This is a genomic window from Geomonas ferrireducens (genome assembly GCF_004917065.1).
GTDB lineage: Bacteria > Desulfobacterota > Desulfuromonadia > Geobacterales > Geobacteraceae > Geomonas > Geomonas ferrireducens.
Genome location: NZ_SSYA01000001.1, coordinates 481,357 through 503,402 on the forward strand (window position 1 = coordinate 481,357; position 22,046 = coordinate 503,402).

Consider the following 22,046-nt stretch of genomic DNA (forward strand, 5'->3'; position numbering starts at 1 on the left):
TGATTCTTTGGCTGGCAAGCAAACCGGTAAATCGTCCCGCCGCGAGGCGGGCTTCACCCTCCTGGAGCTCATGGTGGTGATCTTCATCATCGCCCTGGCGGCGGGGATCGTGCTCCCGCGCCTGCCGGACACGGAGGGGACCCGGCTGAAGAACTCGGCACGCAACCTGGCGAGCGGCATCAGGTTTCTGAACGATCAGGCCATCATCACCAAGAAGGTCTACCGCCTGCACCTGGAGCTCGGGGAGAACACCACCCGCATCACCGAACTCTCCCCCACCGGCGAAGAAATGCAGCCGCAGGACCAGTTCATGGGACGTCGCCTCGTCGAAGAGGGAATCGACATCGAGGACGCGAGCGTGGGCAGCAAGGGTGTCGTCAACGAGGGTGAGATGATCATCCCGTTCGGACCGGGCGGCCTGGGAGACGGCGTCACCATCCACCTGAAAGCGGGAAAGGCGCAGTACACCGTGATCGCATACCCCTCCGGGGGGAAGGTGACGGTCCAGGAAGGATACCAGGAGGTTACTTCGTGAGAGGCTTCACCCTGCTCGAGGTGATGATAGCCCTCGCCATCACCGCCGGCGTCCTTTTGACCGTTATCTCATCGGTCAACTACCACCTCTCAAGGATCGCCGAGGACTCGGAGGAGACCACCGCGGTCCTTCTGGGACGCGCGAAGCTCGAGGACCCGGAGTTCGCCAAGAAGACCGACTCGAAGGGGACCTTCGCCCCCGATCATCCCGATCACAAATGGGAGCGCGAGATCTCGAAGACCGAAATCCCGGGCCTGAACATGATCCGCTTCACCGTGATCTGGGGCAACGACAGCAAAAGGCTCTCCCTTGTGCAATACGTGCCGCAAAATGCCCAATAACAAGGGCTTTACGCTCATAGAAGTCCTGATTGCACTGGCTCTTCTGGTCATCCTCGCCGGCGCGCTTTACGGCACCTACTTCTCCGTGGTCGGGGCGCGCGAGAAGGGTGGCGTCCGGATGGAGGAGCGCCGCGAACTCTCCACGACGCTCGGGAGACTGCACGACGAGCTGTCTTCGGCATTTTTCAAGGCAGCCACATCAAACGCCGGCGCGACGCCAACGACAACGACGCAGCGGTTCCACTTCGTGGTGGAGGACCGGGACAGCTTCGGCAAACCCGCGTCGCTTTTGCAGTTCACTGCGGTCACCCCGCCCCGCATCGACCCCTCGCCTGCGTCGGACCTCATGGTGGTGCGCTACTCAGTGCAGGAGAAGGAGGAAGACCAGGTACTCACTCTGGTACGTGAGGCGCGCGATCTCTACCTCGACACGAGCGTTGCCTCGGTCCCCTACCCGGTCATGGACCGTCTGGAAGGGTTCCTGGTCGAGTGCTGGGACGGATCCAAGTGGGTGAAGACCTGGGACACCGCGCTCAACAACCAGATGCCGCAGAAGGTCCGGATCACCATCACCGTAAAGGGGGGAGAGACCTTCAGCACCGTCGCCACACCGAGGAAAGGGATATGAGGGGGGAGAAGGGGTTCGCCCTCGTCATAGCGCTCATCGTGACCACGCTCCTCGTGGCGCTTCTGGCCGAGTTCGTCAACGAGGTCTACGTCGACGTCTCGCACAGCCGCAATTTCGTGGCGTCGCAACAGGCGGGTATGCTGGCGGAATCGGGTGTCGCCGGGGGAATCAAGCTCCTGCAGGTCTCCAGCTCGCTCAGGCTTGGCGAGCAATACAGCTCGCTTCTCGAGCCGTGGGCGCAGCCGCAGTCCCTTCAGGCGGACAACGGGACGGTGACCGTCACCATTGAGGAGGAGAGCGGCAAGATCGACCTGAACGCGGCGACTTCGCAGACCGGAACGCCGGACGACTTCTTCAAGAACGCCCTGCTGCGGCTTTTCGACAACCTAAAGCTGTCGCGCGACCTTTACGATCCCCTCGCCGACTGGGTGGACACCGATGACACGCCGCGCCCGAGCGGCGCCGAGAAGAACTACTACGGCACGCTGAAGCCGCAGCTGCAGGTGCATAACGACAAGCTGGAGACGCTCGAGGAACTTGCCCTCGTCAAGGGATACACCCCGGAGGTGCTGGCCAAGCTGCGCGGCCGGGTGACGGTGTACGGCGTGGCGAACGGCATCGCGGCGGCGCCGATCAACATCAACACTGCCCCCAAGGAAGTCCTCATGTCGCTGGACGACAGCCTCATGACCGGTGACCAGGTAGCCCAGATCCTCGAGTACCGCAAGACCAAGGTGATCAAGACGCTCGCTGACGTGTTCGGGAGTTCGCCGCTCACCAACACGCTGGCCCTGAAGGTTGGGTGCAAGGGGTCCATCTACCGCATCCGTTCCGAGGGGAAGGTTGGCGAAAGCGTGAGCGTCGCCGAGGCCGTAGTGACCAACGTGGAGAGCACATCGCCTACGATCCTTTACTGGAGAGAATATTGATGGACATGCTGATCGTACAACTGAAAAGGTCCGAGCTGGTGCTCGCCTCCTTCAAGGCGAAGAAGGGGGGCGCGACCTTCCTCTCCGCGGAGCGGCACCCGCTCATGGGCGAAGAGGGGGAACTCTCCCGCATCATCGCGGGAAGCTCCATCGCCGCCGGGGAGCACCGCGTGGTTCTCGCCCTCCCGCCGTCCTCGCTGTTCATGAGGGAGCTGGAACTCCCCATCACCGACCGGGCCAAGGTACGCGAACTCCTCCCGCTCGAACTGAAGGGTGAGACCGCACTCGACACCGACCAGCTCGCCTTTGACGCCCTGCCGCTTGCCGGCGGCAAGGTGCTCGCGGTCTGGGGCAAGGTCCAGGACCTTTCCGAAAAGATCGCGCTCCTAAAGGAAGCGGGGCTCGAACCGGAAGTGGTCACGGCGTCCCTTTTCCACTGGGAAAAGCTCGCCCCCGCCACCGGGACCGTGGCGGTGAGCGATGGCGAGGCGCTGGCGGCGTACCGCGACGGGGCCCCCATCTACTTCCGTGCCCTCCCCCCGGGTGCCACCGAAGCGGAGCTCACGCGCACCATCGCCGCGCTGGAACTCTCCCGCGAACTGCGCGTTGATCGAATCATCTCGCACGCCCCCGGAAAGGTGGAAGGCGACGCGGAGTCGCCATCGGGCAAGGATCTATTCGAAGCCTTCGGCGATGACCCGCGCGCCTCGCACGATCTCGCCGGCGCCTATGCGCTCGCTGCCGCAGTAGCGGACGGCTCCGCCGTCAACCTGCGTCGCGGGCCCCTCGCCTACACCGCCGCCACCGAAAAGCTCTACCAGCGTCTCAAGGTGAGCCTCATACTCGCCGCGGCCCTCGTCCTTCTCATCTTCGCCGAGAGCGGCGTGCGCTACTACCTCGTGAAACGCGACCTCACCTCGCTTGACCGCACCATCACCGGCATCTACAAGGAGGTCTTCCCGACCCGCAAGAAGGCGGTGGACGAGGTGGCGGAACTGCGCTCCGAGATCAAGCGCCTGGAAGGGGCCAAGACATCCAGCAACGTGCTCAAGTTCCTGAAGGACCTCTCCGAGGTGAAGGGGGAGGATGTGGGGGGGATCTACGAGACAGAGGTAACCGGAAACGACGTGCGCCTCAAAGGTGACGCGAAGAGCATCCAGGCAGCGAGCGATTTCAAAGGGCGGGCCGCCGCCCTCCTCGAGGGGGCCGAGGTTAGCGAGACGAAGTCCCGCGCCGACGGCAGCATCACCTTCACGCTTAGCGGGAAGATCAAGGGGGTGAACCAATGAGCCGCCAGGAGATGATCAGCATGCTGCAGGGACTGGACAGCACGATCCGCCAGCGCATCGGCATCGCACTCGCCGTCCTCCTCGCCATCGTGGTCGCGCTCTCGGCGATCAACAGCCGCATCACCGCGCTCGAGCACAAGCGCACCGCGCGCGAGGCGGACATCGCCGAGATGATGCGCCTGAAGCTGCGCTACCAGGAGGCGAACGCCGGCGCCCAGCGCATGGCGAACCGGCTCATGGCCACTCGACCAGACGACTCGCCGGCCAAGATCATCGAGGAGACCGGCATCAAGGGTCGCGGCAGCCAGATCAAACCGGTCAAGGGTGACGACATCCCCGGCTACGTCGAGGACGCCGCCGAGGTGAGGATGGAGGGGCTCACCGCCAACGAGGCGGTCAACCTCATCTACCGCCTTGAGAAAGGAACGCGCCCGGTGACGGTGAAGAAGGCCCTTATCAAGCAGAGGTTCGACGATCCCTCGAAGCTCGACGTAGCACTCACCATCGCGCTGATCAAGCCTGCACCGGCGGGGAAATAGATGAACAGACGTGCCCTATACCTTGCCCTGGGCATCCCCTCGGCGCTCCTGCTGTTTTTGCTGCTTACGCTTTTGTTCACCCCGAACTACGCCATAAAGGGTGTGCTCGTGCGGGCTGCGGAAAATGCCGGTTATACCCTTGAGTGCGCGGGCCTGGGCAAGGGGTTCCCGCTTGCCTTGCACGCCGACAAGGTGGAACTGGGCACGGCCAAAGGGACCGTTTTGAAGCTTTCCGACGTGAAGGTGCGCCTCGAAATGCTTCCCCTTCTCACCGGCAAGGCCCGCATCGCCTACCGCTGCGCCATCGGTACCGGTGAGGCGAATGGGGATCTGGAGCTTGGCAAGGGCAAGGGGTGGAGCCTGCAGTGCCGCGGCGTTCGCCTGGAAGACATCCCCTTCTTCAGTACCGTGGCCGAGGCCAAGGTCAGAGGGGAACTGAGGGTGAACGGTAAAATGGAGGGGGGCAAGGGTGGCGACGTGGGCGACCTGCAGTTGGAGGTCCGTTCAGCCGAGGTAGCCGGTGTCAAGATCGGCGCCATGCCACTTCCAGATGCCGCTTACCGGGAAATACGCGGTGTGCTGAAGGTCGAAAAAGGGCGCGCCGTTTTAAAAAGCTTCACCCTCAACGGCGACGGCATCTACGTCCGCCTTTCCGGGGACACCGTCCTCGGTACTCCGCTAGGCGCATCCCCGCTCAACCTGACCATGGAGATGATGCCGAAGCCCTCCTTCCTCGAGCGGCAGAAGTTCGTGTTTTTACTGCTGACTAAGTACCAGAGCTCCCCCGGCGCCTTCAGCGTGCCGATCCGCGGCACCCTCGCCCATCCATCCATGTAGCTTTAAACAGAACACAGTTTCAGATTTTGGGTTGCATTTGTCCCCTCTCTTACTTAACATTACTGTAATGAGCGAGGTGCAGCGCTCGTCTTAACGAGAGGACCACCCCATGATCGAATTCCGCGGCGTCCACAAGTGGTTCAAGAAGCTCCATGTGCTGAACGACATCAACCTGCACGTCAAGCCTGGCGAGGTGATGGTCGTCTGCGGTCCATCGGGTAGCGGCAAGTCGACCCTGATCAGGACGGTGAACCAACTGGAGCCGATCGACCAGGGGACACTGATCGTCGACGGCAAGGACTTGAGCGACAGGAAACTCAACATCAACGCACTGCGCGCCGAGGTCGGTTTCGTCTTCCAGCAGTTCAACCTTTACCCCCATCTTTCCGTACTTTCTAACATCACCCTCGCCCCGATAAAGATCAGAAAGACCCCCAAGGCGGAAGCGCAAGAGCAGGCAATGGCGCTTCTCGAGCGGGTGGGGCTTGCCGAGAAGCGCGACGCATACCCAGCGCAACTCTCCGGCGGACAGCAGCAGCGCGTCGCCATCGCCCGCGCGCTTGCCATGAAGCCGCGCATCATGCTCTTCGACGAGCCCACCTCCGCGCTCGACCCGGAGATGATCGGCGAGGTGCTCGACGTCATGCAGAAGCTCGCGTTAAGCGGCATGACCATGGTGGTGGTCACCCACGAAATGGGATTCGCACGCGAGGTGTCAAAGAGCGTGGTATTCATGGACCAGGGGACCATACTGGAGCAGGCCGCCCCGGAAGAGTTCTTCAAAAACCCGCAGCACGACAGGGCGAAACAGTTCCTGAAACAACTGCTCTCGCCAATGCATTGAACCTAAAGGCCGTTCTAAGTTCTATGTTCTACGTTCTAGGTTAACGGCGAAACCGAACATCGCGCTGACGCGGGACATGCCTAGCAGCATCTCCACTCAGATAGAACAGAGAGCAGCCATGGGAAGTTTTTTTGTGTGACGGGATGCGTGTGATAATCACTCTGGTATAATCCCGTACGCTTTGTGTTTAAACGTAGAACCTAGAACTTAGAACGTAGAACGATTCTTATCCCACGGTAGAACGATTCTTATCCCAAGGAGGAATGTTGATGAAGAAACTGATGACGTTTTTTGCTGCAATGGTCCTGACAGTACTTATGGCGCAGGTAGCTCTCGCGGCGGACACCCTGGCGGAAGTGAAGAAAAAGGGCGTACTCGTGGCGGGCGTGAAGGACTCGCTCCCCCCCTTCGGCTACATCGATGAGAAGAGCCGCGAGATCGTTGGCTACGACATCGACTTCGTCAAGTACATCGCCAAGAAACTCGGCGTGAAGGTCGAACTGAAACCGGTCACCTCGGCTTCCCGCATGCCGCAGCTCATGGAAGGGAACATCGACATCATCGCCGCCACCATGACCAAAAACCCGGAGCGGGCGAAGCAGATCGACTTCAGCTACACCTACTTCCTCACCGGCCAGAAGTTCATCACCAAGAAGGGACAGGTGAAGAGCCTCAAGGACCTGCAGGGCAAGAAGATCGGCACCGCCAAGGGGTCCACCTCCGAGCAGAACGTCTCCAAGGCGATCCCCACAGCCACCGTCCTCTCCTTCGACGATTATCCGCAGGCGTTCCTCGCACTGCAGCAGGGCAAAGTTGCCGCCGTCACCACCGACGAGTCGATCCTCGCCGGCATCCTCGGCAAGGCGCCCAACCGCAGCAAGTTCGAGATCCCGAACCTGCAGATCTCCGAAGAGCCGTACGGCCTCGGCATGCGCAAGGACGACAAGAACTTCGTCGCCTTCGTGAACAAGACCCTGCTCGAGATGGAGAAAAACGGCGAAGCGAAGAAGATCTTCGAGAAGTGGTTCGGCCCGAAAACCGCCACCCCGCTCAAGCGCACCTTCAAGATCACCGCCGACAAGTAGCAGCATAAGCACCGGCTCCTGCGCCTCCGTTTGACGGAGGCGCAGGTCCTCAACGGCATATCTTTCACACCCATTTTCCCGGCTGAATTCCCTTTTTCCCTCCCCTCAATCTTGGTCATCTTTACCTGAGACAGATCGTTTCCCGCTCAGCACAAGATTAAGTTCAACGTTCATTACTTGAATGCTGGATCAGAGCCTCCCCTTTAGTGCCTAAACCCTTGACAATTCACCTCAAGACGTTATATAAATCCATGCTTAAAATTAACTCTGTTTTAATACCAAGGAGGGGGCAATGAGAGTAGCAAAGTTTTTCAACCTTGTAGCGGCCCTTGCGCTGTTCGCTTTTGTGGGAACCGCAGCCGCTGCCGATCCCGCACAACCTGCGGCAGTACTGAGCAACACGGACTGTGTTAAGTGCCACGAGCAGCCGCCCAAGGATATCGCCGCTGCAGGTGGCAAGCACAAGACCGAGGTGACCTGCCAGGACTGTCACGTCGGCCACCCGCCCAAGGTTAAGAAACCGATCCCGCAGTGCAGCCAGTGCCACGACGGCAAGCCGCACTACAAGCTCCAGGGCTGCCTCGGCTGCCACTCCAACCCCCATACTCCGAAGAACATAAAGTTCGGCAACAACGTAACCGATCCGTGCCTCACCTGCCACAGCGGCCAGATCGAGCAGCTGCGCACCTTCAAGAGCAAGCACACCGCCCTCAACTGCTCGTTCTGCCACAACGTCCACGGCCGGATTCCGGCGTGCACCCAGTGCCACAAACCGCACTCCAACGACATGGTTGCCAAAGACTGCAAGGTCTGCCACCAGGCCCACAAGCCGGCTGACGTGACCTACAAGTCCGACACCCCGTCGAAGATGTGCGCGGCCTGCCACGGCAAGGCGTTCAGCCTGCTCACCGCAAGCACCGCGAAGCACAGCAAGCTCGCCTGCGTTTACTGCCACCAGAACAAGCACAAGATGGTCCCGCAGTGCACCCAGTGCCACGTGAAGCCGCACCCGGCTGCCATCATGGCGAAGTTCCCGAAATGCGGCGAGTGCCACAGCATCGCCCACGACCTGAACCGTTGGGGTGACGCGGCGGCCCCTGCCCCGGCTCCGGCCAAGCCTGCTGCAAAGCCGGCTGCCAAGCCTACTGCAAAGCCGGCCAAACCGGCCAAGAAGTAACGACTCCTGCAGTACATCGGGGAGGCCGCACGGCCTCCCCGACCTTTTTACCCCTCCCACGTAATCCAAGCCTTTAAAAATTCAGTTCCCGTAACACCAGGAGGATCGCATGCTATTTCTACAGATAACCTCGGCAGTGACGGCGGTAACACTCGTGATCCTGGCAATGTGCATGATACCGGTACTCGCGGAACTAAAGAAGGCGGCTGTCTCAATGCAGGGTGCCGCCGACCTTTTGCAAAAGGAAATCACCCCGCTCGTGAAGGAGTTGCGCGACACGGTCTCCGACGTACAGACAGTGACGAGCGCCGCTGCTGCCAACGCCGACGGAGTAAACATGCTTTTGTGCGAACTCGGCCACGCCGGACACAACATACGCATGATCAACAAGGTGCTTGGGATCGCCTCAGACATCGTTACGAACTCTTCGGTCTATGCGACCGGCCTCAAGGTTGCGGCGAGATATATTGTTGATAGAATAGTGAAATCCAAAATTAGGGGGTAACACCATGTCAAAAGATAAAGATATCGGGACCGGAACCATGCTGCTTTCCTTTCTTGCCGGAGCCGCGGTAGGCATCGGCGCCGCACTTTTGTTCGCGCCGAAGACCGGCGAGGAACTGCGCGGCAGGATCAAGGACATGGCCGACGACGCGGTGGACAAGATCAAGGAATACGCGACCGAGGCACAGGAAAAGATCAGGACCAGCTACGAGGACGGCAAGGATCTGGTATTGGAAAAGAAGAACATCATCGCCTCCGCCATCGAGGCGGGCAAAGAGGCGATGGAGCGGGAAAAGGAAAAGCAGAAGTCCCAAGAGGTATAAGGGGAGATCCCCCGCCGAAAAAGCCCACCCCGGTGGGCTTTTTTTCGTTCAAGCAGACGCCCTGCGGGGCAGCAGGTGGTGCATCCAGTATGAATGACAACAACAAGAACAAACTCCCCGGCATGATCTGGCGCCAAGACCCCGCCGAGGTCGGCGGCTGGAAGGGTAAGGGGCTCAGGCTGCTGCAGTTTCTGGACTTCGTGTTCGCCAATTTCATGGCCAACAACGCGCTCTTGCGCGCAACGGCCCTCTCTTTCACCTCGCTCCTTTCGCTGGTCCCCCTGCTGGCCCTCGCCTTCTCGGTGCTGAAGGGGCTCGGCGCCCAGAACCGCCTGGTACCGCTCATCCTGAAGCAGGTGACCGCCGGCAACGAGGAGGTGGTGGACCGGGTCGTCTCCTACATAGGCAACACCAACATGGGATCGGTCGGGGCCATAGGCCTCGCCGCCCTCCTCTTCACCGCGATCAGCATGCTCGGAAGCATCGAGGAGGCCTTCAACGCCATCTGGGGCGTCCCAGAGACCCGCTCCTTTTACCGCAAATTCAGCGACTACTTGAGCGTCCTCGTCAGCGCACCGCTTCTGCTACTCGCCGCGACCAGTATCACCACCACGTTGCAGAGCAAGTGGCTCACCAGTTGGATCATCGAGAAGACCTACCTCGGGGACCTGTTCCTGTTCACCCTGGGACTCACCCCCTACCTCGTGGTCTGGACCGCCATCTTTCTTTTGTACGTCTTCATCCCCAACACCCGGGTACGCTTCGACTCGGCCGCCGTGGGCGCGGTGCTCGCCGGGACACTCTGGCAGTTCGCCCAGTGGGCCTACATCCATTTCCAGGTGGGGGCCGGCAACTACAACGCCATCTACGGCACCCTGGCCGCCCTCCCGATCCTCATGGTCTGGCTCTACGTCAGCTGGATCATCGTCCTCTTCGGGATGGAGGTCGTCGCGGCGCACCAGAACAGGAGCACCTTCCGGCGCGACATCCGCGGGCGCGAGATAAGTCATGCCCTGCAGGAGCTGATTGCGCTGGCGGCGCTTCGGCATATCGCCGACTCCTTCTACCGCGGCGAGCCCGCCTGGGGCGAGCACCACCTCGCCGTCAAACTCGGCATCCCGCTGCGCATCGTGCGCGACACACTCGAGCATCTGCGCGAACAGGGGTTCATCGTGCAGGCGGGCGAGGGACGCGGCAGCTTCTATCCCGCCCGTGACCTCGACCAAGTCTCCATCGCAGCGGTACTCATGTCCCTCAGGCGGCGCGGCGCCTCGGCGGCCATCGTCGGCGAGGAGCAGGCGGAGGCGATTCTGGCGAGCTCCGAACGCGCCCTTTGCGCCGCTCTGGAGGGGCTTTCCCTAAAGGATCTCGCGCTGCCGGAAAAGCGCCCTGACGGCGTTGACAAAGGGGGAGCAGTTGACATATAGTGGCCCGATTAAACTGACGGCCAGAAGCGGGACATGCAAGATTTCAAAGATATAGACAAAGAGAAAAGCAAAAGAAGATTCCTCGGGGCGAAGGAGCAGGACGGGCGCAACACCTTCAGGCAGATCAAGGAGACCAAGCCGCAGAAGAAACGGCTCAAGTACATCCTCCCTGCCATTGCACTCCTGCTCGCCGGCTACCCCATCATCTCCCTCTTCGGTTCCCCGCGCGCCAAGAGCGCGCCGACCGCTGCGAAGCCCGCCGCGGTATCCCTCTCCAAACTGGACCAGGGAAGCGCCTTCAAACTCGCCGCCGGGGTCTATTCCAGTGCCCGCGTGCAAAACGGCAAGCTGTCGGCACCCCTGCCGCAGGGGGGAGAGGTGATCTACAGCATCGACGCCGAGGTGCAGCAAAAGGTCGCGAAGCTCTTCACCGACTACAAGGTCCCCTACGGGCTCTTCGTCGCCATGGATCCGAAGACCGGACGCATCCTCGCCGCCGTATCCCACTCCGCCTCCCGCCCCGGCTGGGAGAAGGACGCCAACTACCACCTCTACCCGATGGCCTCTCTCTTCAAGATCGTGACCGCGACGGCCGCCCTCGAAGAAAAGAAAGTCGGGCCCCAGACCCCCTTTGCGTTCAACGGCAAGCTCACCTCGGAAAGCCCGAAGTACTGGAGGGTGAAACCGGGGCGCGGCAACCAGACCATGCCGCTCTCCCTCGCCATGGGTAAATCGGTGAACCCGGTGTACGGCCGCCTGGCCGGCGAGGTGGTGGGACGCGACCCGCTGCTTCTGTACGCAGGTAGGTACGGCTTCAACCAGCCCATGTTCTCGAACAGCCCGATAGCGGCCAGCACGGCCCCGGCGCCGGGCACCATCGACGAGCTGATGAGGATGGGGGCTGGACTCAACCGCGAGGTGAAGATCTCCCCGTTCCACGCCGCCGCCATCATGGCATCGGTGGCCAACGGCGGGGTGATGATGGCCCCTTCGCTTGCCAGCGAGATCCGCGACGCGAAAGGGAGCGTCGTCTTCACCCAGAAGCCCCAGCCGCTGCGCACCGTGATGACCCCGCAGACGGCGAACTCGCTCGCGCAGATGCTCGCCACCACCGTGGAGAGCGGCACCTCGCGCCGCGCCTTCCACGACCGCAGGGGAAGAAGGATGCTCGCCTCGGTGAAAATCGCCGCCAAGACCGGCTCCATCGACGGGACCGATCCTGCGGGACACTACAGCTGGTTCGCCGCCTATGCTCCGATGGAAGATCCCCAGATAGCGCTCGCCGCGCTGGTGATCAACGAGAACAAGTGGCGCATCAAGGCGACCACGGTGGGCGAACAGGCGCTCGAGGCGTTTTTCCGATAGGTGTGATGATGGAATGTTCGGGATGCGGGACCTGCTGTGTCGCTCCTGACATCAGCGCCCTGGGGAAGAAGGTCGGCGAGAGGTGCCAGCACCTGGCAGAGGGGGAGCGCTGCGGCATCTACGCCGAGCGCCCCGCGGTATGCCGCGGCTATCGCCCCGACGATATATGCCGAAGCGTGGCGGCGCCGACACTGGAGGAGCGGGTGACGCGTTACCTCGAGCTTTTCGGCCTGGAGCGTTCCTAGCGGAAGCGCTCCAGCGTCACGTTGCCGTCCAAGAGCTGCGCGTACGAGTAATGGGTGATCCAGTCCCCGAGCGCCACGAACCGGCGCCCCCCCTCGTCTTTGACCATGGGAAGGTGAAAATGCCCGGTTATGACGACGTCGCACCCGGCGGCGAAGCGCCCGCGGGCGAAGCTTTCCAGGATGGCACGGTAGTCCCAGCGTACCTTGCGTGCGGCGTGTCGGCCGCTGGAACGGCGCGAGAGGGCCTCCGCGGTCCGGTCGGCGAGGCGGCGCGAGAAGACGGGAACGAGGGCACGAACCAGGGGGCTGTGCAGCACGAACCGGAAGAGACGGTAGCGGTAGTCGGCGCGGTTGATCTGGTCGCCGTGACACAGACAGACCCTGAGGCCCTCGATGGAGAGTTCGGCACCGCCTGAATGCACCTCCGCCTGCAGCTGCTCAGAGAAGAAGCGCCCCAGATGGAAATCGTGGTTCCCTTCGAAGTAGACGATGCGCACGCCGCGCGCCCTCACCCTCTTCAGGCAGTCGATGATGTCCCGGTAGTGGCCGTAGACCGGCTGCGGGTTCCCGATCCAGAACTCGAAGATGTCCCCCAGCAGGTAAAGGGCGTCCGTGTCGGCGGGGAGCGTGTCCAGAAAGCGGACCAGGGCCCGGTAGTTGTCGTCTTGCGGGGCTCTCAGGTGGGCGTCGGCGATGAAGATCTTGCGCATTGGCGCAATATATACAAAAATAGCGAGTTGGTAAAGGACAGGTTCAACATGGTAGAACCCGAGACCTGGACCTTGAGCTAAAAGCCATCAAGAGGTATCGATGCACGCATTGCGTAACCTGGAGATCGTCTGGGAGGACCTGATGGAGGCCTTCGAAAACGTGGACTCCGACATGATATTTTTCCTGGACCGCGAGACAGGTGAGGTCTTCTCGGTCCCCACCGAGTACGACGACGAGGCGTTCTGGCTGGAGGTGGACGCCCAGCAGGAGCGCTTCCTCGAGATCCCCCCCTTCGACTACGGCCAGGAGCGCCAACTGGTGCACGCCTTCATCCAGGGGATCGAAAACGAGGGGCTCAAGGGGATGCTGGTGCGCGCCTTCACCGGGAAGCAGTCCCACGGCAGGCTGAACGAAATCCTCTCCTTCTACCCGGAGGAGCAGGAGCGCTTCCATGCCATCAGGGAAAGCTTTCTGACCGACCGGGCGGCGAACTGGCTCGAGGAGCACGACATCTATCCGCCGGAGCGCCTGTAAGCGTCACCGTTGACCAAGATCCTTCTTTTGCGTAACATCTCCCAGGTACTTAACGCCCACGGATGCAATAGGCCATGACGAGAATGCGCTCCATCCATCCCCTGCCCGAAATCGCCCTCGTGGTTTTGCTCGCCGCCCTCATCGGCGTCGCCTGGAACAAAACCCTGCTCACCGACGCTTGGCGCGGCGAGACCTCCAAAGCCGCCGTCATCGCGCAACCGGCCCAGGCCGCCGAGGCGGTTCCCATGCCGGTGGGGCTTGCCCAGGCGAAGGAGTTGCACGATTCCGGGCAGGCCGTGCTGGTCGACGCGCGCAGTGCCGACAGTTTCACCAAGGAACACATCACCGGGGCCCTCTCCCTTCCCCTTGCCATCGCAGGCGGGAAAAAGCCTCCCCTGCCGAAGAACGTCACCCCCGACACGATCATCATCGCCTACTGCAACGGTTTTTCCTGCCACGACAGCATGGAGCTCGGGAAATTCCTGATCAAGGCCGGCTACCGCCAGGTCTTCGTCTTCGAGGGGGGACTTCCCGAGTGGCGCGATGCCGGCTACCCGACCGCAGGAGGGGCATCATGAAACGCATCGACTTCGTGACGCTGCTCCGCATCGCCCTGGGTGGCGTCTTCATCTACGCCGCGGTCCCGAAGATCGCCGATCCCGTCGCTTTCGCCGGGAGCGTGGCCGCCTACCGCATCCTCCCCTATTTCTGGAACTACGTCGCCGCGGCGGTGCTCCCCTTCCTCGAACTGATCTGCGGAGTGCTCCTCGTGCTCGGCATCCGGGTCAGGACCGGCGCCCTGATCATCGGCGCGCTGAATCTCGTCTTCATGGTCGCCCTTGCCTCCGCCATCGTGCGTGGCCTGGACATCGACTGCGGCTGTTTCCGCCAGGGAGGCGAAAAGACCACCCCATGGCTAGCCCTCGCCAGAGACGCCGTCTTCCTCGCCATGGCCGCCGCCGTGCTGCGCTACGAGCGGCTCCGCGCCGGATAGTTTTTTTGCGCAGTGCGAAAGCTCTTCCCCCGCCGCTTGCAGTTTTCCCGGAAATCCTGTAGGATGCCACGTTGTTTCATTAAGCTTCAGGAGAACGTTTTGAACGAGATAGTGCTCCTCATCGGCGCGTACCTGCTCGGATCGGTACCGACCGGTCTGCTCCTTGCCCGGAGCATGGGCATCAACATAAGGGAATGCGGCAGCGGCAACATCGGGGCGACCAACGTCTACCGCACCGCAGGCAAGAAACTCGGCATCATGACCCTCCTGGGCGACTGCCTGAAGGGACTCATCCCGGTATTGGCCGCGAAGGCGCTCGGGCTTCCTCCCGTCTGGGTCGCCGGCATTGGCCTTGCCGCCTTTCTCGGACACGTCTACACCGTCTTTCTCGGCTTCAAGGGCGGCAAAGGCGTGGCGACGGCACTAGGCGTCCTGCTCGGCACCGCGCCACTCGCCGTCCTCTTCGGCATCCTCGTTTTCGCCGCCGTCCTTTACAAGTGGCGCTACGTGTCGCTTGCCTCGATCAGCGCCGCAGCAGTCATCCCCGTCCTCGCCTGGGCGACCTGCGCTCCCCGGGAAGTGATCGGCATGGCATCCGTCATCGCGGTCATCGTGATCCTCAAACACCACGAGAACATCGCAAGGCTGCGGGCCGGAACCGAGAACAAGTTCAAGGCCTGACCTTCCGCTCCCTCACGCCCATTCCCGCACGCTTTGCGGGGAAATTCGGCCCCACATTGCACACCAAATGGGTCATTTCGCCTAAAAAGCGTCTTTCGCCACACCGGCGCAAACCTCCCCTGCGGCGCCGCCGCCCTAACCTGCCGTAATCACGTTCATTCCAGGCAACCAGGCGACGCGGTACGCGTCTTGCTCTCCACAACAGGTCAAGAAAGATCTGCGTGGAGGAGTGATGTTTTTCAGAAACAGGCCGATTCTCGCCGCGATCATCGTGCCGCTTTTTTCGCTCGCCCTTGCCGCGTGCGACGTCTCCCGCGAAGAGCATGGAGAGGCAGCCTCGCTGCTTTCGCCTGAAGGTGCGCCGAACGAGCCGGTTCAGAAGGTGAACGGCTCGGTGATCACCCGGGGCTCGGTGCAGCGCCGCCTGCAGTTGCTCCTGGACCGGAGAGGTCCCGTGCAGCCGACCGGCCCCGAAGAGATTCGCCTGTTAAGACGCGAGGCGCTGGAGCAACTGATAGCGGCGGAACTCCTCTACCAGGAGGCCAGGAAGAGTCCGGTGAAAAACCTGGACGAGCTCGTGGCCCAGCGCATAGAGCAGTACCGCAACAGGCTCCCGAGCGACGACGCCTTTGCCAGAAGCCTCGACGAGGCAGGGCTTAGCCTCCCGATCTTGAAGCAGGAGGTGAGAAAAGAGCTGGTGGTGAGCGATTTCGTGGACACCAGGTTCGGACAGAAAGTCAGCGTGAGCGAGGACGAGGCCCTGAGTTTCTACGAGGAAAACAGGGAGAAGTTCAAGACGGGAAGCTCCGTCAGGGCGAGCCAGATCCTCGTTGCGGTGAAGGAACCGTGCGGCGAGCGCGACAAAAAAGAGGCCATGGAGAAGGCGGAACAGCTGCTGCAGCGGGTGCGCCAAGGTGAGAATTTCGGGATCATCGCACAGCTGCAGTCCGACTGCGCCAGTAAGGTTAGAGGCGGGGATCTCGGTTTTTTCAGCCGGGGCGACACGAACCCGCGCATCGAGCAGGTGGCCTTCACCCTGAAACCCGGGGAGATCAGCAACATCGTCCAGACGTCATACGGCTACCACATCCTGAAGCTGACCGAAAAACGCCCACCAAGGCTCGAGACCTACGACGAGGCGCGGGGAGAGATCTTCCAGCTGTTGAAACGGGAGAAGACCATGAAACTGGCGGCGGAGCACGTTGCTCAGCTGCGCGCCAGGGCGAGAGTGGAGCGGGTGACCCGGCAATAAAAAAGGCGTCCCGGAAGGGACGCCTTTCGACGAACGGCATGTGAAGCGGCTCAGGCCGCCTGCGCTTCCACGACCAAGGGGGTCAGGAAACGCTTCATCTTCTTGAGCGCACCCTCCTCGATCTGGCGCACGCGCTCCCTGGAGATGGAGAAGTGGTCCGCGATCTCCTGGAGGGTCAGCGGGTTCTCAGCGGCGACGCGCTGCTCGATCACGAAACGCTCCTTCTCGTTCAGGTGCTCGAGGGCGCTTGCCACCGTCTGCTCGAGCATGGTGGCCTCCTGCCGCTCGGCCAGCATCTCCTCCTGGTTCTGGCGCTGGTCCGGCAGGCTCTCCAGGAAGGTACCACCCTCCCCTTCGAACATCTCGACGTCGAGCGAGAGCTCCCCTCTCAGACGCTGCTCCATCTCTTGGGCCTCGGAATCCTTCACGTCGAGGGACAGGGCGGCCGCGTGCAGATCACCTTCGCCGGTCATCTGGGCGATGGCCTGCTTGGCCTGGTTCAGCTTGAAAAAGAGCTTTCTCTGAGCCTGGGTGGTCCCGATCTTCAACAGGCTCCAGGCGGAAATGATGTGGTTCTGGATGTAGGCCCTGATCCACCAGACGGCGTAGGAGATGAGGCGAACCCCCTTGGAGGGATCGAACTTACGCACGGCCATCATGAGGCCGATGTTCCCTTCCTGGATCAGGTCCAGCATCTTCATCCCGTAGGAGCGGTACTCCCCGGCTATCTTCACGACGAAGCGCAGGTTGGCGGTGATCAGCCTGTGGGCCGCCTCCAGGTCGCCTTCGTTGCGGAACCGGCAGGCCAGATCCATCTCCTCGTCCGCCGACAGAAGCGGGAAGCGGTTGATCTCCGCGAGGTACAGGGTAAGGCTGTCTACAGGTACCGGCATGGTGTATGTCATGGTTCATCTCTCCCTTGTGAGCTGCTTATTTCGTGCGTCGTGTTAGCACTCTCCACTCGTGAGCGCTAACAATATAACAAGGGGCAGGTAAAAAATCAAGGGGATGCCCGGCGATTTGCGGGGGTTAAATTGCTTGCGTGGTCCGCCGCTAATGTGGTAAACGAAAAGATCGAATAAGCGACGCCTGGCGCCGAAAAACCGGAGGTTTTGCCACATGGAGATCAGGATAGTACCGATTAGCGAGGGGGAGAAGAAGGCCAAGTACACCGACGAGTCGAAGCTAGGCTTCGGCACGATCTTTACCGATTACATGCTGCTCGTCGAGTGGAAAGCGGGCCAGGGATGGGTCGACGCGCGCATCAAGAAGTACGAGCCGTTCCAGATCGACCCGGCGGCGCTCGTTTTACATTACGCGCAGGAGATCTTCGAGGGGCTCAAGGCCTACAAGTGGGAGGACGGCACCATCGCTCTGTTCCGCCCGGAGATGAACGCACGCCGCTTCAACCACTCCGCCGAAAGGCTCTGCATGCCTGACGTCCCGGAAGAACTCTTCGTGAAAGGGATCGAGCAGTTGGTGGCCCTCGAGAGCGCCTGGGTTCCCGGCTCGGAGGGGACCTCGCTCTACATCCGTCCCGCCATGATCGCCGTGGAGCCGCACGTCGGCATCAAGCCTTCGGACCACTACTACTTCTACGTCATCCTCTCCCCGGTGGGCGCCTACTACGCAGCCGGCTTCAACCCGGTCAAGATCATGGTCGAGGACAAGTACGTCCGCGCCACCCCCGGCGGCACCGGTGAGGCTAAGACCGGCGGCAACTACGCGAGTTCGCTGAAGGCGGGTCTCGAGGCGAAGAAGAAGGGGTACGACCAGGTGCTATGGCTGGACGGTGTGCACAAACGCTACATCGAGGAAGTCGGCTCGATGAACATGTTCTTCGCCTACGGCGACACCATCGTCACCGCTCCGCTCGAGGGGAGCATCCTGCGCGGCATCACCCGCGACTCCGTGATCACCCTCGCCAAATCCATGGGGCTCAAGGTCGAGGAGCGCAAGATCGACGTGAACGAACTCATGCAGGACCTGAAGAGCGGCAAGGTCACTGAGGCCTTCGGCAGCGGCACCGCCGCCGTGGTCACCCCGGTCGGCACCCTTTGCTACGCGGGCGAGACGGTTCAGGTCGGCAACGGCGGCGTCGGCAAGCACACCCAGACCCTGTACGACACCCTTACCGGCATCCAGACCGGCAAGATCGAAGACAAGTTCGGCTGGATGATCAAGGTCAAATAGAGCCAAGCTCAAATAGAACAAAAAGGGGACAGGCACCTTTAAACGGAGCCTGTCCCCTTTTTTAATTCAGTTCTCGTCCCCTCTCCCGCCTCGTCACCTGCCCCGAATCAAAAGAGGTCCATCTGCCCGTGCAGCAGCTCGCCGGGAGGCGGTGCAGTCTTGCCGGCACCCTCGAGCCCCTTCCATGACTGGCCGGTCCGGATCATCTCCTGAAGCCATTTTTTCGGGACGGAACGGTAACGGCACCGCTTGAGCGCGTCGACGGTTATGGTGGCGGAAACCACACCCCGACGAAGACGCGGCACGATCTCCTTTATTCTCGCGATGAAGAGGAAGCAGCGCGTCGCGTCTTTATGCTCCAGGAGCACCTCGTCACCGATTACCGCGAGACATATGCCGTGGTGACGCTTGTTGTCCGCAAAGAAGCTGACCGCACATCCGGGAGTGGCCACGACCGGTTTGGCTAGTTCCTCGGCGTCCCACACCAACTCCTCGGCGTCGTCCGGTTCCTCGTCGAAAGATGCATCGGGATCCTCGCCGTAGAAAAGATTTTCATCGGCAGCCCAGTCCAGGTCGTCATCCAGATCGTCCTCGACGTGTACATGCAACTCCGCCTCGGTCTCCGGATCGTCCTCGACCTCCCTGCCCGTATTTTTGCCCGTGAACTTTGCCAACGTATCTCCCCAGCAGACACCACAGCGTCATTAGCCGTACGAACCACTGCGCGCCAGCGGTGTGCCGCTGAAACGCTGCCACCGCCCGCCGGATAATGCCATATCTTGTCGCGCACTACAAGCCTTGCCACGGGGAGAAGTACATGGATTGCCCCCTGACGGCACTTAAAAGTCGCCCCCGCCTTGACACACAACACTCCCCTCCCTATCTTCTTCTAAGACTTAGGAGGCAAACTCATGATTCGACCCGAAAAAATGACCGTGAAGACCCAGGAAGCGATTGCGACGGCGCATGAAAACGCCCTCGCCATGTCGGCTCCCGGCATAGAAGCCGAACACCTTCTGCTGGCCCTGATCGACCAGGAAGGGGGCTTCGTCCCCGACCTCATCAAGAAGATCGGTGCTCCTCTACCGCGCCTGCGTGAAAGCGTGGACGAAGTGCTCAAGCGCCTCCCCAAGGTGACCGGCGGCGCTCAGGTCGGGCTCTCGGCCGCTTTGAACCGCGTCCTCGATCAGGCCCAGAAGGAAGCGGACGGGATGCACGACGCCTTCGTCTCGACCGAACACCTTTTGCTGGCGCTGGTCGCGTCCAAGGACACCCCGAGCGGAAGGCTCTTAAGCCAGAACGGCGTGACCCGCGACGGCATACTCGCCGCGCTCAAGGAACTGCGCGGCGGCGAGGCGGTCAACGAGCAGGACCCGGAACAGAAATACCAGGCGCTCGCCAAATACTGCCGCGACCTCACCGACCTGGCCCGCCAGGGGAAGCTCGACCCTGTGATTGGCCGCGATGACGAAATCCGCCGCGTGCTCCAGGTGCTGTCGCGCCGGACCAAGAACAACCCGGTCCTGATCGGCGAGCCCGGCGTCGGCAAGACCGCCATCGCCGAGGGGCTCGCCCAGCGCATCGTTTCCGGCGACGTCCCGGAGACGCTGAAGGACAAAGTCATCATGGCGCTCGACATGGGGGCCCTTATCGCAGGGGCAAAGTACCGCGGCGAGTTCGAGGAGCGGCTGAAGGCGGTCATCAAGGAGGTAGCACGCTCGGAAGGTAGGATCATCCTCTTCATCGACGAGATGCACACTTTAGTCGGTGCCGGAGCAGCCGAAGGCGCCCTGGACGCCTCCAACATGCTGAAGCCTGCTCTTGCCCGCGGCGAGCTGCACTGCATCGGCGCCACGACACTGAACGAGTACCGGAAACACATCGAAAAGGACGCGGCCCTGGAGCGCCGTTTCCAGCAGGTCTACGCCGGGGAGCCGAGCGTCGAGGAGACCATCTCCATCCTGCGCGGCCTCAAGGAGAAATACGAAAACTACCACAAGATCCGCATCAAGGACTCGGCGCTCATCGCAGCGGCGACCCTCTCGGACCGCTACATCACGGACCGCTTCCTCCCGGACAAGGCGATCGACCTCATCGACGAGGCCGCGTCCCGGCTCAGGATCGAGATCGACTCCAAACCGACCGAAATCGACGAGATCGACCGCCGCGTTATCCAACTGGAGATCGAGCGCCAGGCCATGCTCCGCGAGAAGGACGCAAAGGCGCTGGACCGTCTGAAAAAGCTGGAAGAGGAGCTCACCACCCTCAAAGAACAGTCCGCCGGACTGCATGACCACTGGCAGCGGGAAACCAGTATCCTGAAGGAGCTGGGCGACCTCAAGGAGCGCAGGGAGGAGAAGGTCGAGGAGGCGAAACGCGCCGAGCGCGACGGGCTTCTCGCACGCACCGCGGAGATCCGCTACGGCGAGATCCCGGCTCTCGAGAAGGAGATGGAGGACAAGCGGCTCACCCTCGAGGCGATCCAGAAGGAAGGGAAGATGCTCCCAGAGGAGGTCGACGCCGAGATGGTGGCCGAGGTGGTCGCCAAGTGGACCGGCATCCCGGTGAACCGCATGCTGGAGACCGAAAGCGAGAAGCTCGTGCGCATGGAAGAGCGCCTTAAAAGCAGGGTCGTCGGGCAGGACGAGGCTCTCACCCTCGTCGCCAACGCGGTCCGCCGCGCGAGAAGCGGCCTCTCCGACCCGAACCGCCCCATCGGCTCCTTCATCTTCCTGGGTCCCACCGGCGTCGGCAAGACCGAGACGGCACGGGCGCTCGCCTCGTTTTTGTTCGACGACGACCAGGCCATCGTGCGCATCGACATGAGCGAATACCAGGAGAAACACACCGTCGCCCGTCTCATCGGTGCTCCGCCGGGATACGTCGGATATGAAGAAGGGGGACAGCTGACCGAGGCGGTGCGGCGCCGCCCCTATTGCATCGTGCTCTTCGATGAGATCGAGAAGGCCCACCCGGAGGTGTTCAACGTCTTCCTGCAGATCCTCGACGACGGGCGGCTCACCGATGGCCAGGGGAGGACGGTCGATTTCAAGAACTCGGTGATCATCATGACCAGCAACCTGGGCTCACAGTGGATCCAGCAGTACGGCGCCACCGACTATGCGAGGATGCAAAGTGAGGTGATGGAAACGCTCCGGGAGGCCTTCAAGCCGGAATTCCTGAACCGGGTGGACGAGATCGTCATCTACCACGCCCTGCCGCTCGAGCGGATCAAGGAAATCGTCTCGATCCAATTGAACGCCCTCGTCCGGCGGCTCGAGGAGCGGAGCATCGGTCTCGAGGTCACCGACCAGGCCAAGGAGTTCCTGGCGCGCGAAGGGTACGATCCCGCCTACGGCGCTCGTCCGCTGAAGCGTGCACTGCAGCGCAAGATCCAGGACCCGCTGGCCCTCATGCTGCTGGAAGGGAAATTCGGCCCCGGCGACGTGGTCCGGGTCGATCTGGCGCCCGGCGGCGACAGTCTGGCCATCACCAGGCAACAGTGAATACATTAAACAAAAACTAACAAATTGCTATTTTATGGTGAAGCTGCTATGGTACGCGGCGCAAAGCTGCAGTTTTGCGCCGCTTGCGCGGCATCTCGATCGGGGAG

Annotated in this window: 25 protein-coding genes; 22 read left to right on the forward strand and 3 right to left on the reverse strand. The window is 61.7% G+C overall.

Annotation, left to right across the window (positions count from 1 at the left end; genetic code table 11):
* Positions 1-7: 7 nt before the first annotated feature.
* From E8L22_RS02175 to E8L22_RS02245, 15 genes are all read left to right on the forward strand, one after another.
* Entirely contained in the window at positions 8-535 is a 528-nt protein-coding gene (locus E8L22_RS02175; protein WP_246044519.1) for a pilus assembly FimT family protein, read from the forward strand.
* Positions 532-876 carry a type IV pilus modification PilV family protein gene (locus E8L22_RS02180; RefSeq protein ID WP_136523640.1) on the forward strand — a complete coding sequence of 115 codons (345 nt, stop codon included), beginning with the start codon at positions 532-534 and terminating at the stop codon, positions 874-876. The genes E8L22_RS02175 and E8L22_RS02180 overlap by 4 nt, the downstream gene beginning before the upstream one ends.
* On the forward strand, positions 866-1,504 hold the full coding sequence (locus E8L22_RS02185) for a type II secretion system protein GspJ (protein ID WP_136523641.1): 639 nt from the start codon (positions 866-868) through the stop codon (positions 1,502-1,504). The genes E8L22_RS02180 and E8L22_RS02185 overlap by 11 nt, the downstream gene beginning before the upstream one ends.
* Positions 1,501-2,433, forward strand: coding sequence for a type II secretion system minor pseudopilin GspK (gspK, locus tag E8L22_RS02190; protein WP_136523642.1), 933 nt, complete (start codon positions 1,501-1,503; stop codon positions 2,431-2,433). Before E8L22_RS02185 ends, gspK begins: the two co-directional genes overlap by 4 nt.
* Positions 2,433-3,722 carry a type II secretion system protein GspL gene (gene gspL / locus E8L22_RS02195; RefSeq protein WP_136523643.1) on the forward strand — a complete coding sequence of 430 codons (1,290 nt, stop codon included), beginning with the start codon at positions 2,433-2,435 and terminating at the stop codon, positions 3,720-3,722. Before gspK ends, gspL begins: the two co-directional genes overlap by 1 nt.
* Complete coding sequence (locus tag E8L22_RS02200; RefSeq protein WP_136523644.1) at positions 3,719-4,261, forward strand: general secretion pathway protein GspM; 543 nt, start codon at positions 3,719-3,721, stop codon at positions 4,259-4,261. The genes gspL and E8L22_RS02200 overlap by 4 nt, the downstream gene beginning before the upstream one ends.
* Positions 4,262-5,098, forward strand: coding sequence for a type II secretion system protein GspN (gene gspN, locus E8L22_RS02205; protein WP_136523645.1), 837 nt, complete (start codon positions 4,262-4,264; stop codon positions 5,096-5,098).
* 109 nt (positions 5,099-5,207) lie between these two features.
* A complete protein-coding gene (locus E8L22_RS02210) occupies positions 5,208-5,942 on the forward strand; it encodes an amino acid ABC transporter ATP-binding protein (RefSeq protein WP_136523646.1) in 735 nt (244 codons plus the stop codon).
* Between the two features lie 269 nt (positions 5,943-6,211).
* Positions 6,212-7,027: an ABC transporter substrate-binding protein gene (locus tag E8L22_RS02215; RefSeq protein ID WP_136523647.1), complete on the forward strand. Its 816-nt coding sequence runs from the start codon at positions 6,212-6,214 to the stop codon at positions 7,025-7,027.
* 292 nt (positions 7,028-7,319) lie between these two features.
* Complete coding sequence (locus E8L22_RS02220; RefSeq protein ID WP_136523648.1) at positions 7,320-8,204, forward strand: cytochrome C; 885 nt, start codon at positions 7,320-7,322, stop codon at positions 8,202-8,204.
* 109 nt (positions 8,205-8,313) lie between these two features.
* Positions 8,314-8,709 (forward strand): DUF948 domain-containing protein, encoded by a 396-nt coding sequence (locus E8L22_RS02225; protein ID WP_136523649.1) that lies wholly within the window; start codon positions 8,314-8,316, stop codon positions 8,707-8,709.
* A gap of 4 nt (positions 8,710-8,713) precedes the next feature.
* Complete coding sequence (locus tag E8L22_RS02230) at positions 8,714-9,031, forward strand: YtxH domain-containing protein (RefSeq protein ID WP_136523650.1); 318 nt, start codon at positions 8,714-8,716, stop codon at positions 9,029-9,031.
* Positions 9,032-9,120: 89 nt separating this feature from the next.
* Entirely contained in the window at positions 9,121-10,458 is a 1,338-nt protein-coding gene (locus tag E8L22_RS02235) for a YihY/virulence factor BrkB family protein (protein ID WP_136523651.1), read from the forward strand.
* Between the two features lie 33 nt (positions 10,459-10,491).
* Positions 10,492-11,823 (forward strand): penicillin-binding transpeptidase domain-containing protein, encoded by a 1,332-nt coding sequence (locus E8L22_RS02240; protein ID WP_136523652.1) that lies wholly within the window; start codon positions 10,492-10,494, stop codon positions 11,821-11,823.
* An 8-nt stretch (positions 11,824-11,831) separates the two neighbouring features.
* Positions 11,832-12,068: a YkgJ family cysteine cluster protein gene (locus E8L22_RS02245; RefSeq protein WP_136523653.1), complete on the forward strand. Its 237-nt coding sequence runs from the start codon at positions 11,832-11,834 to the stop codon at positions 12,066-12,068.
* Here E8L22_RS02245 and E8L22_RS02250 read toward each other — a convergent pair.
* Positions 12,065-12,778, reverse strand: coding sequence for a UDP-2,3-diacylglucosamine diphosphatase (locus tag E8L22_RS02250; RefSeq protein ID WP_136523654.1), 714 nt, complete (start codon positions 12,776-12,778; stop codon positions 12,065-12,067). The two genes, E8L22_RS02245 and E8L22_RS02250, sit on opposite strands and share 4 nt — an antisense overlap.
* 100 nt (positions 12,779-12,878) lie before the next feature.
* Here E8L22_RS02250 and E8L22_RS02255 point away from each other — a divergent pair, with 100 nt between their 5' ends.
* From E8L22_RS02255 to E8L22_RS02275, 5 genes are all read left to right on the forward strand, one after another.
* Complete coding sequence (locus E8L22_RS02255; protein WP_136523655.1) at positions 12,879-13,313, forward strand: UPF0158 family protein; 435 nt, start codon at positions 12,879-12,881, stop codon at positions 13,311-13,313.
* A 74-nt stretch (positions 13,314-13,387) separates the two neighbouring features.
* The gene (locus tag E8L22_RS02260) at positions 13,388-13,891 is read left to right on the forward strand and encodes a rhodanese-like domain-containing protein (protein WP_246044521.1); all 504 of its coding nucleotides are present in this window, start codon (positions 13,388-13,390) and stop codon (positions 13,889-13,891) included.
* The gene (locus E8L22_RS02265; protein WP_136523656.1) at positions 13,888-14,307 is read left to right on the forward strand and encodes a MauE/DoxX family redox-associated membrane protein; all 420 of its coding nucleotides are present in this window, start codon (positions 13,888-13,890) and stop codon (positions 14,305-14,307) included. Before E8L22_RS02260 ends, E8L22_RS02265 begins: the two co-directional genes overlap by 4 nt.
* Positions 14,308-14,370: 63 nt before the next feature.
* The gene (plsY, locus tag E8L22_RS02270; RefSeq protein WP_198420106.1) at positions 14,371-14,988 is read left to right on the forward strand and encodes a glycerol-3-phosphate 1-O-acyltransferase PlsY; all 618 of its coding nucleotides are present in this window, start codon (positions 14,371-14,373) and stop codon (positions 14,986-14,988) included.
* A gap of 232 nt (positions 14,989-15,220) precedes the next feature.
* Positions 15,221-16,240, forward strand: a complete 1,020-nt coding sequence (locus E8L22_RS02275; RefSeq protein ID WP_136523658.1) for a peptidylprolyl isomerase — start codon at positions 15,221-15,223, stop codon at positions 16,238-16,240.
* A 50-nt stretch (positions 16,241-16,290) separates the two neighbouring features.
* Here the strand turns inward: E8L22_RS02275 and rpoH are convergent, their stop codons facing one another.
* A complete protein-coding gene (gene rpoH, locus E8L22_RS02280) occupies positions 16,291-17,145 on the reverse strand; it encodes an RNA polymerase sigma factor RpoH (RefSeq protein WP_136523659.1) in 855 nt (284 codons plus the stop codon).
* Between the two features lie 214 nt (positions 17,146-17,359).
* Here rpoH and E8L22_RS02285 point away from each other — a divergent pair, with 214 nt between their 5' ends.
* A complete protein-coding gene (locus tag E8L22_RS02285) occupies positions 17,360-18,433 on the forward strand; it encodes a branched-chain amino acid aminotransferase (RefSeq protein WP_136523660.1) in 1,074 nt (357 codons plus the stop codon).
* Between the two features lie 107 nt (positions 18,434-18,540).
* Here the strand turns inward: E8L22_RS02285 and E8L22_RS02290 are convergent, their stop codons facing one another.
* Positions 18,541-19,107, reverse strand: a complete 567-nt coding sequence (locus tag E8L22_RS02290) for a hypothetical protein (protein ID WP_136523661.1) — start codon at positions 19,105-19,107, stop codon at positions 18,541-18,543.
* Positions 19,108-19,344: 237 nt separating this feature from the next.
* Here E8L22_RS02290 and clpB point away from each other — a divergent pair, with 237 nt between their 5' ends.
* Positions 19,345-21,939 carry an ATP-dependent chaperone ClpB gene (gene clpB, locus E8L22_RS02295; RefSeq protein ID WP_136523662.1) on the forward strand — a complete coding sequence of 865 codons (2,595 nt, stop codon included), beginning with the start codon at positions 19,345-19,347 and terminating at the stop codon, positions 21,937-21,939.
* Positions 21,940-22,046 lie beyond the last annotated feature (107 nt).